The 13,667-nt window shown below is 60.2% G+C and carries 14 protein-coding genes, 1 tRNA gene and 1 riboswitch; of the genes, 9 read left to right on the top strand and 6 right to left on the bottom strand.

Annotation, left to right across the window (positions count from 1 at the left end):
* Positions 1 to 37: 37 nt before the first annotated feature.
* The 3 genes from NW849_RS05230 to NW849_RS05240 form a co-directional block, all read right to left on the bottom strand.
* The gene (locus NW849_RS05230) at positions 38 to 808 is read right to left on the bottom strand and encodes a peptidylprolyl isomerase (protein WP_414356348.1); all 771 of its coding nucleotides are present in this window, start codon (positions 806 to 808) and stop codon (positions 38 to 40) included.
* A gap of 76 nt (positions 809 to 884) precedes the next feature.
* A complete protein-coding gene (locus NW849_RS05235) occupies positions 885 to 1,640 on the bottom strand; it encodes a hypothetical protein (RefSeq protein WP_414356350.1) in 756 nt (251 codons plus the stop codon).
* Positions 1,641 to 1,722: 82 nt separating this feature from the next.
* On the bottom strand, positions 1,723 to 2,676 hold the full coding sequence (locus NW849_RS05240) for a DUF1517 domain-containing protein (RefSeq protein ID WP_414356351.1): 954 nt from the start codon (positions 2,674 to 2,676) through the stop codon (positions 1,723 to 1,725).
* Positions 2,677 to 2,877: 201 nt separating this feature from the next.
* On the opposite strand from NW849_RS05240, the gene NW849_RS05245 reads away from it, so the two are divergent.
* The 3 genes from NW849_RS05245 to nusB all read left to right on the top strand — a co-directional run bounded on the left by NW849_RS05245 (position 2,878) and on the right by nusB (position 6,904).
* Positions 2,878 to 3,738, top strand: a complete 861-nt coding sequence (locus NW849_RS05245; RefSeq protein ID WP_414330353.1) for a Cof-type HAD-IIB family hydrolase — start codon at positions 2,878 to 2,880, stop codon at positions 3,736 to 3,738.
* Between the two features lie 11 nt (positions 3,739 to 3,749).
* The gene (locus NW849_RS05250; protein WP_414356353.1) at positions 3,750 to 5,909 is read left to right on the top strand and encodes an ATP-dependent helicase; all 2,160 of its coding nucleotides are present in this window, start codon (positions 3,750 to 3,752) and stop codon (positions 5,907 to 5,909) included.
* Positions 5,910 to 6,028: 119 nt separating this feature from the next.
* On the top strand, positions 6,029 to 6,904 hold the full coding sequence (nusB, locus tag NW849_RS05255; RefSeq protein ID WP_414331399.1) for a transcription antitermination factor NusB: 876 nt from the start codon (positions 6,029 to 6,031) through the stop codon (positions 6,902 to 6,904).
* A 5-nt stretch (positions 6,905 to 6,909) separates the two neighbouring features.
* Here nusB and NW849_RS05260 read toward each other — a convergent pair whose 3' ends face one another.
* On the bottom strand, positions 6,910 to 7,353 hold the full coding sequence (locus NW849_RS05260) for a DUF29 domain-containing protein (protein ID WP_414356354.1): 444 nt from the start codon (positions 7,351 to 7,353) through the stop codon (positions 6,910 to 6,912).
* Between the two features lie 143 nt (positions 7,354 to 7,496).
* A tRNA-Gly gene (locus tag NW849_RS05265) sits at positions 7,497 to 7,568 on the bottom strand.
* A 233-nt stretch (positions 7,569 to 7,801) separates the two neighbouring features.
* Here NW849_RS05265 and ssuE point away from each other — a divergent pair.
* From ssuE to NW849_RS05295, 6 genes are all read left to right on the top strand, one after another.
* Positions 7,802 to 8,329, top strand: coding sequence for an NADPH-dependent FMN reductase (gene ssuE / locus NW849_RS05270; protein ID WP_414331394.1), 528 nt, complete (start codon positions 7,802 to 7,804; stop codon positions 8,327 to 8,329).
* Positions 8,330 to 8,560: 231 nt separating this feature from the next.
* Positions 8,561 to 8,642: riboswitch (Glutamine riboswitch) on the top strand.
* A gap of 79 nt (positions 8,643 to 8,721) precedes the next feature.
* Positions 8,722 to 8,895: a DUF4278 domain-containing protein gene (locus NW849_RS05275; protein WP_083757650.1), complete on the top strand. Its 174-nt coding sequence runs from the start codon at positions 8,722 to 8,724 to the stop codon at positions 8,893 to 8,895.
* Positions 8,896 to 9,187: 292 nt separating this feature from the next.
* Positions 9,188 to 9,427, top strand: a complete 240-nt coding sequence (gene secG, locus NW849_RS05280; RefSeq protein WP_011433676.1) for a preprotein translocase subunit SecG — start codon at positions 9,188 to 9,190, stop codon at positions 9,425 to 9,427.
* A gap of 12 nt (positions 9,428 to 9,439) precedes the next feature.
* Complete coding sequence (locus tag NW849_RS05285; protein WP_414356357.1) at positions 9,440 to 10,093, top strand: YqiA/YcfP family alpha/beta fold hydrolase; 654 nt, start codon at positions 9,440 to 9,442, stop codon at positions 10,091 to 10,093.
* A 67-nt stretch (positions 10,094 to 10,160) separates the two neighbouring features.
* Positions 10,161 to 10,895: an HAD family hydrolase gene (locus NW849_RS05290; RefSeq protein WP_414356359.1), complete on the top strand. Its 735-nt coding sequence runs from the start codon at positions 10,161 to 10,163 to the stop codon at positions 10,893 to 10,895.
* 37 nt (positions 10,896 to 10,932) lie between these two features.
* Entirely contained in the window at positions 10,933 to 12,570 is a 1,638-nt protein-coding gene (locus NW849_RS05295; RefSeq protein WP_414356361.1) for a gamma-glutamyltransferase family protein, read from the top strand.
* A gap of 5 nt (positions 12,571 to 12,575) precedes the next feature.
* Here NW849_RS05295 and fabG read toward each other — a convergent pair whose 3' ends face one another.
* Positions 12,576 to 13,337, bottom strand: coding sequence for a 3-oxoacyl-[acyl-carrier-protein] reductase (gene fabG / locus NW849_RS05300; RefSeq protein WP_414356363.1), 762 nt, complete (start codon positions 13,335 to 13,337; stop codon positions 12,576 to 12,578).
* Positions 13,338 to 13,667 lie beyond the last annotated feature (330 nt).

A 13,667-nucleotide genomic window follows, 5' to 3' on the forward strand; every position in this document is an offset into this window, starting at 1 on the left:
GCCACAACAACCAAACCAGCAGCAGAGTTGCTGCCCATCATAAACTGCCGGGATCCTCCATCTGATCTGCTCTTTCCGGTTGGGATCCCGGAACCCTGAGCAAGTCCGCTCCTTCCAACACCCGCGCCGAGCGGATCACATCTCCCACCTGGATGCGCTCCACCCACTCCATCCCCTCGGTGACGTAGCCGAACACGGCATAGCGCCCGTCCAAAATCGGCAGAGCAGCGAGGGTGATGTAAAACTGGGAAGAGGCTGAGTCAAGTGGGCTAGAACGGGCCATGGCCACCGCCCCCAAACGATGGGGCAAGAGCAACTTACTCAGAGCAGCGGGATCCTGGATCAAGGTGTTGTAGCGGGGGTAGGGTTCCCCACGCAACCGAATTTCTAGGGGGATGGTGCGCAGGCGGTTGCTCCCCGGCTCTGTTGCACCCCCTGTACCGTCACCACGGGGATCCCCACCCTGCACCACAAAAGGCTGCGGATCCTTTTCCACCCGATGGAAGGTGAGGCCATTGTAAAAGCCCCGCTGAACCAAATCCACGAACTGGCCGCCGGTCAGGGGTGCCGCTTCCCCGTGGATCGCCAAGATCACCTTGCCTACCCCCTCAGCAGTTTGCACCTCCATCTCCACCACTGCCTTCCCTTGCAGTTGCGGGCGGCTAGCATAGGCCGCCGGGATCCCAGAGGGGGATTCTGACAAGGGGGGTGTGCTGCGACAAGCGGACAGGCCAAGACAGAGGTACGCCAAAACCAAGCCCGCTCTCACTCTGCAGCGGTTTATTCGCCCCGGCTTGGCGAATTTCATCTGCCCCTTCTCCTTCAATCCAATCTCCCACCCTCCAGGCGCTGCTCAACCCAGCAGGGATCCCTATCCAGGTGATTCAGATCCGCTGCGACAGCCCCAACTGCAAGGTGACGCTTTGAGCACCATTGCTCACCCTCACACCGTAGGGGCTGATGGAGGTAACCCGCCACTCTGCTTTTACCGCATGGCCAACAGCCACCTGCCGCACCACGTTGTCGATCAAGATCAGAGCCTTGGGGGCACCTGGATCGTGGATCAATCCCACCAGCTTCATCTGCGGCACAGGCTGGGGTGGGATCCATGCCGGCAGCGGAGGAGCAGGTGCCCTGGGGGGAGAAGGAGCACCGACCCCTCTTGAAGCAAGAGGAGCGGCAACAGTCGGCGGCTTTGCCGGTTCGACCAAGACAGCCTTTGCAGAATCCTCAGGTGGAGCTTTGGGGTTTTCATCCACATCAGCAGCAGTGGGAAGCAAGGGCTCCTGGTGAGCATCGGAATGGGAAGAATTGGGTGCCTCAGCCAAGGGATCCCGCTCAGGCTGTGAAAAAACCACTGCCCGCGGGCGCAGGGTTATCCAAAAGGCCAGCCCTGCCACCAAAGTAGCGGCCAAAGCCATACCCAGCAGTAGCCCCCCGGCAGCAGAGAAGCGCCGGGAAAGCAGCGGGGGCCTTGTGCCGAGGTAGGGATATTCTCCGGCTTCTGACAGCCCCTCTTCCAAGCTGTTCTCCAGCTCCTCGAACAGCTCATCCAACAGAAAACTTGCCTGGTTTACTTGGCCAGACCATGCCCAAGGGGAACGGCGGCCCCTGCTTGCTGAAGCATCCAACCCGGACATACAACCTCCCTAGCCTGAACGGCGGGGATCCCAAGGCGTTGAGACACTCAGCCAACAGTTGCCGTCCATCGCCCAAAGGCTCTCAGAGGAGCCGCATTTCTGGGTACTCGGTCAACAGCGCCTCTGCCGACAGGGTGTCTCCCTCCAACTGCGGCGTCCACAGCACTTCGATGGCTACAATCCGCTCCGCCGGAATCGAAGCCAACTGCACTAGGCACTGCCGCAGATCCGCCGTGGAGTTAACTACAGGTAGTGTACCCAAGTTGCCACGATACGCAACCAGCAGAGTGACCACCAGATACTCGCCGATATCCGGGATCCCGGCAGCAGACCGCTGCAGCGCCGCTTGGGAAACCTGTTGGATTTGGTTGTTGCGGTTGCTGAGGCTTTCGATGCTGAACTTGCTGCGCTCTTGCAAGGAGGCTTGGTAGAACAGGGATTCGGCGCGAGACAAGGGCAGCCTGTCGGCTTGGGCATGGCCATAGGCCCAGTAGTCGCTGTAGCGCATCAAGCCAAGAGTGACCTCTTGCAACAGTTGGCTCAGCCCTTCCGGCGACTGAGTATCCGCTTCCAGAGCCAGGGCGTTCATGTCTTTTTGCAGTTGTCGGGCGCTGGCCAGCAGGCCCACTTTCACCTGCGCAACGGTTACCTGCGGATCGCGAACCCCAATGCTATCGTCCCCTTCTTCGGATCTGATCCCCGAGCGCAGCGTCTGCACCAAAAAGCTACCTGCCCCAACCAAGAGCAGCAGCGTCAGCAGGCCGCCACCCCCCCCTCCCCAGAAAAAGGGCACCAGCAGCGGAAAACCAAAGCCGCCTCCATAGCTGGGGTAGACAGGAGCTGAGTAGTGCGGGCCAATCGAGCGGGGGGCAGAGAACGTCGGAGACCGGAAAGATCCGCCGCCAATGCGACCGCCACTGCGTGCCCAAACAGCGCCTATGGGAGCCAGGGCCAAGGTCAAGGCCAGGGCAATGGCCAGCAGAGGCCGGCAGACGCGACCGATTCGTTTCAGCATGATCACAATGTTTTCGTCCATCACGGGGCTAGTCTTTCTTAATTCTACGCTTTCTCGTTGGCGGGAATAGGGGCGGAAACCGATCCCCCACCCGGCCATCTCACTTGTTCAATTCTTCTGTGTTGATTCTTTGTGTACTGAGCCGGCCAATGACCGTCAACCAATCGAGGCAGAGCCATGCTACGGTCTGGAAGGTTGCCAGGAGGAGGGCAAACAACAGCAATGCAAACTCAGGCTAACGTCCAAGCCGAGGAAAGAGAGCGGGCATCTTCTCCACCCCGTGCCCAGATTCGGCTGTTGGTGGTGGATATCGATGGCACGATTGCCGGGCCTTCCAACCAGGTTTCAGAGCCGGTTCGGGAGGCCATTCAGAAGGCCAAAGCAGCAGGGGTGCGAGTAGCCATCGCTACGGGTCGCATGCATCGTTCTGCCGAGCGGTTCCACTACGCGATTGGGGCCGATATGCCCCTATGCAGCTACCAGGGGGCTTTAATTCGGGATCCCGATAGCCAAAAGACCCTAAAGCACTGGAGTCTGGACTGGCCGCTGGCCGAGGAGTTGTTGCAAGCGTTGCAGGATCAGCCGGTGGGGGTTCACCTCTACATCGATGACCAGCTCTACTTACGGGAGCTGAGCCCTCTCAGTCAGGCCTATGCTGAGCGCTCTCAGGTGCCGTTCCAGATGTTCTCTTCCGCCCAATACGGACGAAGCCCCACCAAGATCCTGGCTGTTTCTGAGGATACCGAGTTCCTGCAGGAATTGCAGGGATCCCTGCGGCGGCGGTATTCCCCTGACCAGCTCTACCTCACCCGTTCAGAGCCGATTTTTCTCGAGGCTACCCATCCGGCGGTGAACAAGGGCAATGCCGTTCGTTTTTTGGCCGAGGAAATGCTGGGGTTGTCGGCGGAGCAGGTGATGGCCATTGGCGATGGCGACAACGACATTGAGATGCTGCGGTATGCGGGGATCGGGGTGGCGATGGGAAATGCCTCGCCAGCTCTCTTGCCCCATGCCGATTGGATTGCCCCTCCTGTGGCAGAAGACGGGGTGGCGGCAGCCATCGAGACCTTCATCCTCAGCTAGGCAGGGATCCCATGCTGGGTCTGGCTTCTTCTCCCTTTCCTGAGGTCACCCTGCGTCCGGCGCAGCAACAGGCGTTGGCCTACCAATCGGGGCCGCTGGGGATCGCCGCCGTTCCGGGGAGCGGCAAGACCTTTATTCTGGAGCTGTTGATCGCCGATTTAATTCTCAATCGGGGGATCCCACCGGAGCGCATCGGGGTGTTCACCTACATGCGTTCGGCGCGGGGCAACTTGATCAGCCGCATCAATCAACGTTTGCAACGGGCGGGGTATCCGGATCGCTTTACCCAGGCCTTTACCCTGCATTCTTTGTCGTTGCGGGTGTTGCGGGAGGCCCCCAGCCGTTGGGAGGAGCTGTCTATTTTGGAGGGATACGAACAGGAGCGGTTGCTCAGCCGCCTGTGCCGCGCTTGGCTCGTCCGCCATACTCAGCTCTGGGAGCCGCTGATCCCCGGCGACAACAACCCGCAAAAGATCGCCCAAAACCGAGCCCAGTTCCGGCGCAGTTTCCAGCAGATGGTGCAGGTGGTCATCAGCAGGGCCAAGAATCTACGCCTGGGGCCAGAAGTGATCCCCGGCGAGGGCTATCTGGGCTGGGCCGCTCCCATCTACGCCGGCTATCAGGCGGAATTGCGTCGCCTGGGCAAGTTAGACTACGACGACCTGGGCTGGCAAGCAGTGGATTTGATCGAGGGCAGCCCGGAGCTGCGGGAGCAGGTGCAAAACTGGTACGACTACCTGTTCGAGGATGAGGCCCAAGACAGTTCCCCCCTGCAGGAAGAGCTGCTGCGGCTGCTCAGCCAACGCACCGGCAACCTGGTGCGGGTGGGGGATCCCAACCAGAGCATCATGGGCACCTTTACCAGCGCCGAGCCGCGGCTGTTTCGCGCCTTTTGCCAGGCCAGTCCTCAGGTGGTGCTCTTGGATGAATCCAGCCGCAGCGCCCCCCAGATCATCGCTTTGGCCAACCGCCTGGTGGAGTGGGTGAATCAGCAGCACCCCATCCCGGCTTTGCGCACCGCTCTGGCCCCCCAGCCCATTCAACTGGCCACCTCCGGTGGCCAAAACCCCCCGGCCAGCGAGGGTGGTGTGGACTTTCTGCGGGTTGTCGGATCCCCGGAGGAGGAGCTGCAACAGGTAGCGCGGCAGGCCATTGCAGCCACCCAAGCTTTTCCCGGCCAAACGGTGGCCATTCTGGTCACCACCAACGAGCTGGGGGGCAAAGCCCTCAGCTATCTCCAGGAAATGGGAGCGGAGCGGGTGATCGATCTGTTGCGGGGCAGTCCCAGTCAGCGGCGGGTGTTGTTGCAGCTCAAGGGAATCATCGACTGGTTTGCCCAGCCCACTGCCCCCACTCGCTTGGCTGCTGCTGTGGATTGCTTGGCGGATTGGGCGGGGATCCCACGTGCTGAACTGGGACCGATGTTGACCTGGATCCGCGCCTCTCTGCCGGAGCGGCTGCTATTTCCCAACTTTGGTGAGGCTCCCGCTCTGCCCGATGGCCCGCCTTGGCAGAACTTGGGCAGGCTGCTGCGCACCCTTGCCGGTTGGCTCCGGGCCGGGCGCTCCCCTTGGCCGGAGGTGCTGAATGTGATCGTTCAAAGCCTCTACCGCAAGCCGGAAGAGCTGTTTGTGGGTCGCTATGTAATCGATCAACTGGAGCAGGTGCTGGGATCCCTGCCCGAAACCGATTGGCAGGAGATCGCCCAAGAATTTCAAGTGATTCTGGATCACCGCCTCAACAACTTGCCTTCGGAGATCTTCGCCTTCGACCCCGAGCCGGGCAGCATCACCGTTTCGACTCTGCATCGGGCCAAGGGGCTGGAATGGGATCAGGTGTTCATCCCCCAGGTGTCGGCCTACGAGTTTCCCACCCAGTACGAGGAGCGGCCCCTGGGGCTGAGGTTTTTGGAAGATGTGGATATGACAGCGGAGGCCCTGGCCCAGTTGCGGCAGCTCAGCCCCAAAAGCTGTTGGGATCTGCAGGCCGACTCTGCCACCAAGCAAGCCTTTTTGGACTTGGCAGCGGAGCGGCTGCGGCTGCTGTATGTGGGCATCACCCGCAGCAAACGACGGCTCACCCTCTCGGTATCCAGCCAATCTCGCTTTGGCACAGAGCAGAGTTCATCTTTGGTGTTTCGGGTGTTAAGTCGCAGTTTTAGGGCCGGTTGACCGGGTGAGTCTCTCGTTCTTCATGGATTGGCAACCTGCTAGCATGGCTAAGCCCGATAGCGCTTGCGCGCCGCCTTGCGGCAATGGGGCAGTCTTTCAGAAGCTATGGATATTCTGCAATGCAACCTCGGCGTATTGCCCGCGAACTGGCCCTGCTGGGGGTCAATCAACTGCCAGCCACGGCGGCCAAACTGAGCGAAAAACAACTGGAGGACTTGCTGCTGGCAGCCATCCGCGCCCTGAGTGAAGAGACCCATGAAACCCTCTCCACAGCGGCGGCGGAAATCCAGCGCAGCGACCGTTTGTTGCACGAGAGCGATCCCCTGTTGTTGGCCGATTCGGATCCCAAGGAAGAGGGTGGATCCCGCTCCGTCACCCTCCGCCTTCAGCAGGCCCAACGACACCTGCAGCGCCTGGAAATCACTCTGAAGGAGGCGGACGTTCCTGACCCCAATGCCTTACGGGGGGAATTGCTGGAGCTAATCCAGCAGGTGCAAGTGGCCCTCGGCAACGCCGGCCAAGCCTTAGAACACCTGGAACAGCGGCTGCACAGCGTCCGCCACATCTTGGATGAGGTTGTCCAGTTGTCCCAAAGAGCAGTCAACCGGGTGGGCGTTGCCCTGTCCATGCCGGAACTGTTGTACATTGCCCAATCCCAAGAAGTGCGCGCCTACGCTTTGCAACTGTTAACTGCCCTGCGAACCCACAAGGAGGCGATTGATGCTCGTTTGCAAAAGGCTTTGGTGGGTTGGCAATTGCAGCGGGTTGGTCGGATCGAACGAGATATCCTGCGCCTGGCGGTGGTGGAGATGGAAATACTGGCCAGCAGCCCCGTGAAGGTTGCCATCAACGAAGCTGTAGAATTGGCCAAAAAATACGGGGATCCTGAGGCCGCCGCTTTCGTCAACGGAGTGCTGCGACGGGTAGTGGACAGCCAGATGGAGACCCACCGGGGTCGGGATCCCTCCCTCCCTGGTTCTGGTTCCGGGGGCTGAGCAGATCACTGGGGATCTTCCTTGCCAGGATAAAAGTCGGGATCCATCACCTGCTCAAATGTGTAGGGACACTGGGCAGGCAGATCTGCTTCAGACAATGGTGTTTCTCTCACCACCAACAGGATCCCGTCCTGGTGAGCCTCTTGCAGGGCTGCCGAAAGATCGGGCTTGAGGCTGGGACTGTCTTTGAGCAATCGCTGGATCTGGCGGCGTTGTTCAGTAATCGTTGCCCGCCAACTTTTGCCTCGCAGGTGGGGTTGCAATTGCCACTTCAGCAAATGCCCTACCAGGATCCCCAGCCGGTTCAGCAATTCCCGGCGTTCTTGCCTGCCCAAAGCCTCAATTTCCTCCACCAAGTTGGCGATATCCAGTTGATCCCACTGCCCCGATTTCAGCAGTGCGGCTTGCTTTTGCGTCCAGGCATAGAAGTCGTACTCGTAAAGTTGCATGCTTCATTGCCTAACTGGGCACTGGCCAAGGAGATCTTACTGACCCCGAACTACCCCTTTTTACCTTGAGCTCATTGATTTCCCGGACTAGGCCAAGTCCGGGAATGCTTGCGGAAAGCGGGTTTTGCCGGTTGGTTGGGGAAAGCGGGCGATGAGACTCGAACTCACGACATCCAGCTTGGGAAGCTAGCGTTCTACCACTGAACTACGCCCGCGTAAATCAATCTCAAGTTTAGCAAGCTGAAACCCTTGCTGAATCTAACCTATCACGTTCCCGACCCCTTGAGTAGGTGGGGAGTTGGGGGGCATATTTTGCCCGCAATTTGACCAGCAGGGAATGACGTCGAGAGACAAAGCTATCGTGCATGCTGGGGCAGGGCGAGAGTGGGTTAATCATCTTTCACATGGGATCCCTGGTACAACTGAGGCAGTATTCTGTCTGCGGCCTATGTCCAGCATCCTCCTGCTCTCCGGTAGTCCCAGCACTCCTTCTCGCTCAGAAGCCGTTTTACATCACGCTGCCGGGATCCTGTCCGATCTGGGATTGACCACTCAGTTTGTTTCGGTGCGGGATTTGCCCCCAGAGGATCTGGCACTGGCCAAGTTCGATAGCCCTCAACTCAAGGCAATTCAGCAAAAGGTGGCCCAAGCTACCGGGATCGTCATCTCTGCTCCCGTTTACAAAGCCTCCTATCCAGGTGTGTTGAAGGCACTGCTGGATTTGCTGGATCAAGACGCCTTTACCGGTAAAGTGATTCTCCCCATTGCCACCGGGGGAACCCTGGCCCATCTGCTGTCCATCGACTTTGCGATGAAACCTGTGCTGGCGGTGATGGGGGCAACCCACATCTTGAGAGGGGTTTATATCCTGAGTTCTCAAATTCAGTTGGACGCTGCCGGAACACTACAGCTAGAGGCCGACATCGAGGAACGTCTGCGAGCAGGGCTGCAGGCACTTGCGCAGGCGGTGAAATAGAAGAAATCAGAATTTTGCGGAGACTGGCCGAATACGGGATTGGTGCCCTGGGCCCGGAACCGGTTGCGGCAATCTATTCCGAAAAGTGCATAGGTGATTGCCCAGTCAGGCCCGAGAAGCCGCGGAAGAGCCGACGGCAAGGGATCCCTTTTGCGGGTATGGCCGGATTAAATTTCTATAAATCCCCCAAAAACCTGCAAAACCGTAAGTTATGATACAGACATAGGATAAATCGTTCATCTCTGCAGTTGGCTCACCGTTGGTTGGGAGCTGTGCAGAGACGGAAGTAGGGGTCTTCCCGAAGGAACGCGCCTCAACTGAATCGCGCCACTCTCTCCGTGGCTTACGGTTCAACAACAACAAACTCAACCCTTCGTTGATGGAGGCGACTTATGAAACTCTCTTTCCGTGGCAACACCTTTGACTACGTTCCCGCGCATACTCAGCTCAGTGATGAGGAGTTGCAAGCTCAGTATCGCGGTCAAACCTTCTGTGTGCACCACACCAGCAAGAAAGCGATGCCTCACCCTCATCAGCCCCTGACTTACCGGGGTGTAAGCTACTGAGGTGGATGCTTTTCACCCTTGTTCTAGGTGAGCTGGGGATCCACTGGAGATCTCCATAGAGATTCGGAAAAGACCGAGCGGCCCCGTTTGGGGTCGTTTTTTGAGGCAAAGCAACACCCCCAGAAGGAGCAGCACCCGTTCCACCTGAGAAGCAAGTAGATGGGTCTGGGCCTGCCGAGTTGAGTTTGAACGAGTTGAGTTTGAAATGGGAGCGATGCCGAGACAGGGTGCGCTAAGATGCGGTTCCAAGCGATAATGGCCTTAGCAACTTGCCCTACAGGGATCCGCTGCGATGGAAGCGTTTTTCGAGTTTCTCTGGTCGGCTTCGGCCATCTTGCTGGTGATCTTGGTGCTGCTGCACAGCCCTAAGGGGGATGGGTTGGCGGGCATTGGCGGGCAGGCCCAGCTGTTCTCCAGCTCCAAGAGTGCTGAGCAAAACCTCAACCGCATCACCTGGACGGTAGCGACCCTTTTCCTCTCCATCAGCGTGGTGTTGGGGGCGGGCTGGCTCTCGGCAGCCACAGGGCCATAGGGATCCCTTTCCGTGTTGGCGATTTACCTGCATGGATTCGGCTCTGGGCCGCAGTCGGCCAAGGCAACTTTCTTTCGGCAGCGGCTGCAGCAGGTGGGGATCCCTGTTCAGGTGCCTGATCTGAACCAGGACAATTTTGCCCAGCTCACCCTGACCCGCCAGATCCAGCAGGTTTCCAGCCAGCTTGCCGAGATGAACTACCCCCCTGTCACCCTCATCGGCTCTAGCTTGGGGGGCCTGGTGGCTGCTTGGGTTGCCGAACGACAACCCTGTGTGCAGCGCTTGGTGCTCTTGGCGCCGGCTTTTGGCTTTTTAGGCCATTGGCTGCCGCGGCTGGGGGCAGAGGCGGTGGAGACTTGGCAGCGAACCGGACAACTCATGGTGTTTCACTACGGAGAAGGCCGCCCTCTCCCTTTGGAGTACGGCTTTGTCGCCGATGCCCAACGCTACCCGGATGGGGCGTTGCGACGGCCTGTGCCCACCTTGATTGTGCATGGGATCCAAGATGAAACCATCCCCATTCAAGCCAGCCGAGACTACGTGGCCTGTCGCCCCTGGGCCCAACTGGTGGCGGTGGAGAGCGACCACGCCCTGACCGATGTGTTGGATCCCATCTGGCAGATCACCAGCCGCTTCTGCGGGTGGGGGATGGAGACGGGGCAGTAGGGTTGTTAAAGAGGATCCCTGTCCCGTGCTTGCCCATTCGCGAAAGCGTCGCGTAGCGATAATGTCTATGCAATCCAAAGTGCTGTGCCTACAACAGGGGAAGGCTGACGTGACTGCCGGCTTGCTCTTCGATATGGACGGGGTGATTGTGGATTCGGAACCAATCCATGCCCGCGCCGGGGCCATTGCCCTGCAACGCTGCCACCTATCCCTGGATTTGGCCCCCATCTCCCTGCAGTTCAAGGGGCGCACCGACCGCGACATGTTCGAGTACCTCGTCCAACACCAGACAGACACCCCGCCTGCGGAACAGCCCCTGCTGGTGCAGCGCCTGATCGAGGAAAAGGCCAAGGCTTTTGGCGAGCTGCTGGCAGAGGTACCCCTGGTGCCGGGGGTGCTGGAGTTTTTGGCGGCCAGCCGCCGGCGCTTTTCTGCCCTGGCCGTCACTACCTCAGCTATCCGCCGAGATCAGGCGCAGATTTTCCAGCGCTTCGACCTGCACCGCTGGTTTGACGCGGTGATTACCGCCGAAGATATTCAGCGGGCCAAGCCCGACCCAGAGCCCTACCTGAAAACGGCTGCCGCCGTGGGGCTGGATCCGGCGTTGTGTTTGGTGATTGAAGACTCCACCTACGGGATCCGCGCCGCTAAGGGGGCTGGCTGTTTTGCGGTGGGCCTCACCACGGCTTTCACCGCCGAGGAACTGCGCCACGCCGGGGCAGATGTGGTGGTGGACAGCTTTGCGGAGTTGGCCGCACTCCTGTTCGCGAGAGCGTCGCGTAGCGATAACCTGCCTGTGTAGGGAGCCCAGCCCATTCGCGAGAGCGTCGCGTAGCGATATGCCAGCACCCACTTTTTTGCGGCAGGCCCTGGATCGCTATCCGTTTGCTTCGCGGCGACGGGTGGTGATGGGCAGACAGGGATCCGTGGCCACCAGCCAACCTTTGGCGGCAATGGCGGGCATGGAGATGTTCTGGGTGGGCGGCAATGCTGTGGATGCAGCCGTGGCAATGGCGGTGGCTTTGACGGTGGTGGAGCCAACCTCCAATGGCATTGGCGGCGATGCCTTTGCTCTGGTGTGGGAGGGGGGGGAGGAGGGTCAGCTGTACGGGTTGAATGCTTCCGGTCGCAGCCCAGCCGCCCTGACGCCGGAGCGGTACCGGGACCATGGGCGGATCCCCCCCTACGATTGGCCGGCGGTGACGGTGCCGGGGGCAGTTTCCGCTTGGCAGGCCCTGCACCGGCGCTGGGGAAAGCTGCCGTTCGAGCGTCTGTTTGTGCCTGCCCTTCGTCTGGCGCAAGAGGGATTTCCGGTCTCTCCCCGAGTTGCTCAATTGTGGCAGGCGGCGGAGGCCATCTATTTGCCCCTGCCGGATCCGCGCCACGACGCCTTCAAGGCCGTTTTCTTTCCCCAAGGGCGTGCCCCACGGGCTGGAGAGCGCTGGAGCAGCCCCCTGCATGCTCAAACCCTAGAAGAGATTGCCCGTAGCGGTGGGGAGAGTTTTTACCGGGGGGAGCTGGCGGAGAAGTTGCTGGCTTTCTCGGAGGCCACGGGCGGCTTCCTGTCCCCCGCCGACTTGGCTGAGCACCGGGCCGATTGGGTGGAACCCATCCATACGGATTACCGGGGCTACACCGTCTGGGAGATCCCCCCCAACGGGCAGGGCATTGCCGCTCTGATGGCGCTCAACCTTTTGGAGGGTTTTGAGCTGGGGCAGATCCCCATCGGCGAGCGCTATCACCTGCAGATCGAGGCGATGAAGCTGGCCTTTGCCGATGTGAGCCGACAGGTGGCAGATCCGGAGTATGTGCGGGTCAGTCCTGCCCAGATGCTGGATAAGGCTTATGCGCAGCGGCGGCGGCAGTTGATCGGGGCTGAGGCAATCTCCTTGGCTCCGCCAGGGCTGCCGGAGGGGGGAACGGTTTATCTGGCTGCAGCCGATAGGGAGTTGATGGTGTCTTTGATTCAGTCGAATTTCGATGGCTTCGGCAGCGGCCTGCTGGTTCCGGGCACGGGCATTGCCCTGCACAATCGCGGCACCGGTTTCACCCTGGAGCCCGGCCATCCCAACCAGGTGGGCCCCCGCAAGCGCCCCTACCACACGATCATCCCCGCTTTTCTATCCAGAGAAGGGATCCCCCTCGGCCCTTTTGGTGTCATGGGGGGGGCAATGCAGCCCCAAGGCCATGTGCAGGTGGTGGTGAATTTGGTGGATTACGGCCTGAACCCCCAGGCGGCTCTGGATGCGCCCCGCTGGCGAGTGCTGTGGGATCAAGGGATCCCGCAGGTGGCGCTGGAGAGCACGGTGCCGCCCCAGGTGGTGCGCGAACTCTCCGCCCGCGGCCATGCAGTGCAGGTGGTGGAGGCAGAAGAGGATTACGGCCTTTTTGGCCGGGGACAGATCCTCTTGCGGGATGGGGATCACTTCATTGCGGCTTCCGAACCTCGTGCCGATGGCCTAGCCCTGGCGTGGTAGAGTGCCTAGCTCATCACCATGCCACCATCGATGGCAAAAACCTGTCCCGTGATGTAGGCCGCCGCCGGATCTGCCGCCAAAAAACGCACCAGCCCCGCCACTTCTGCCGGGGATCCCAGTCGCCCCAGGGGGATCTGCGCCAAAATCGGGCCAGGATCCAGTTTTTCGGTCATTTGGGTGGTGATGAACCCCGGTGCCACGGCGTTGACGGTGATGTTGCGGCTGGCCAGCTCGCGAGCTGCTGTCTTGGTGAGGCCCACCACCCCTGCTTTGGCGGCGCTGTAGTTGGCCTGGCCGGCATTGCCCACCAAGCCCACCACCGAGGTGATGTTGATGATGCGCCCCTGGCGCTGCTTTACCATGATTTTGGCGGCTGCCTTTAGGCAGAGAAAGACCCCCGTCAGGTTGAGATCCAGCACCGCCTGCCAATCTTCCGGCTTCATGCGCAGCAGCAGGGTGTCGCGGGCCATGCCGGCATTGTTCACCAGCACATCCACCCGACCCCACCGCTCCATCACCTGGGCAAACAGGCCCTCCACTGCCTCTGGGCAAGACACATCGGCGGCCACAGGGATCCCTTCTCCCCCCAGGGCTGCGATCTCTTCCACCAGGGACTCGGCTTCGGCAGCGGAGCGGGCGTAGTTGATCGCCACTTTTGCTCCAATGGCCCCCAGGTGCAGGGCAATCGCCCGACCAATGCCCCGGCTGGCTCCGGTGACCACAGCCACCCGGTCTTGGAGGGAAGGCAAAGGGAGAAGCTCAGACATAAGCGGCAGGTTCCTCGTGATTCGGACAGCGTGATTAGGACAGCCGCAACAGTATAGGATGCTTTGGGGCCGTCTGGCTGCCACGGACTTCCCTGCGATCGCCTGCGCCATGTCCGTCCTAACCGCCGATGGCATCGGCAGGAGGGATCCCACGGCTCTGTGCAGTCACCCTGCCCGCAAGATGTGTTGACGGACGGATTCCCAGACCAACGGGCGAGCAGAGCCGGACTATGATCAAAGGCTAGGCTGCAGCAGAGCATGACTCTAGTCAATAATAAGCTCAACTATACTGAAAATAATGTATAATATGTTCAGTACGGATTACTACCA

Source organism: Synechococcus sp. R55.3, from assembly GCF_047461975.1.
GTDB lineage: Bacteria > Cyanobacteriota > Cyanobacteriia > Thermostichales > Thermostichaceae > Thermostichus.

Excerpts from the sequence above, each read along its gene's own strand:
- NW849_RS05230 (WP_414356348.1), bottom strand. The coding sequence starts at position 808 with ATGAAATTCGCCAAGCCGGGGCGAATAAACCGCTGCAGAGTGAGAGCG.
- NW849_RS05235 (WP_414356350.1), bottom strand. The coding sequence starts at position 1,640 with ATGTCCGGGTTGGATGCTTCAGCAAGCAGGGGCCGCCGTTCCCCTTGG.
- NW849_RS05240 (WP_414356351.1), bottom strand. The coding sequence starts at position 2,676 with ATGGACGAAAACATTGTGATCATGCTGAAACGAATCGGTCGCGTCTGC.
- NW849_RS05245 (WP_414330353.1), top strand. The coding sequence starts at position 2,878 with ATGCAAACTCAGGCTAACGTCCAAGCCGAGGAAAGAGAGCGGGCATCT.
- NW849_RS05250 (WP_414356353.1), top strand. The coding sequence starts at position 3,750 with ATGCTGGGTCTGGCTTCTTCTCCCTTTCCTGAGGTCACCCTGCGTCCG.
- nusB (WP_414331399.1), top strand. The coding sequence starts at position 6,029 with ATGCAACCTCGGCGTATTGCCCGCGAACTGGCCCTGCTGGGGGTCAAT.
- NW849_RS05260 (WP_414356354.1), bottom strand. The coding sequence starts at position 7,353 with ATGCAACTTTACGAGTACGACTTCTATGCCTGGACGCAAAAGCAAGCC.
- ssuE (WP_414331394.1), top strand. The coding sequence starts at position 7,802 with ATGTCCAGCATCCTCCTGCTCTCCGGTAGTCCCAGCACTCCTTCTCGC.
- NW849_RS05275 (WP_083757650.1), top strand. The coding sequence starts at position 8,722 with ATGAAACTCTCTTTCCGTGGCAACACCTTTGACTACGTTCCCGCGCAT.
- secG (WP_011433676.1), top strand. The coding sequence starts at position 9,188 with ATGGAAGCGTTTTTCGAGTTTCTCTGGTCGGCTTCGGCCATCTTGCTG.
- NW849_RS05290 (WP_414356359.1), top strand. The coding sequence starts at position 10,161 with ATGCAATCCAAAGTGCTGTGCCTACAACAGGGGAAGGCTGACGTGACT.
- NW849_RS05295 (WP_414356361.1), top strand. The coding sequence starts at position 10,933 with ATGCCAGCACCCACTTTTTTGCGGCAGGCCCTGGATCGCTATCCGTTT.
- fabG (WP_414356363.1), bottom strand. The coding sequence starts at position 13,337 with ATGTCTGAGCTTCTCCCTTTGCCTTCCCTCCAAGACCGGGTGGCTGTG.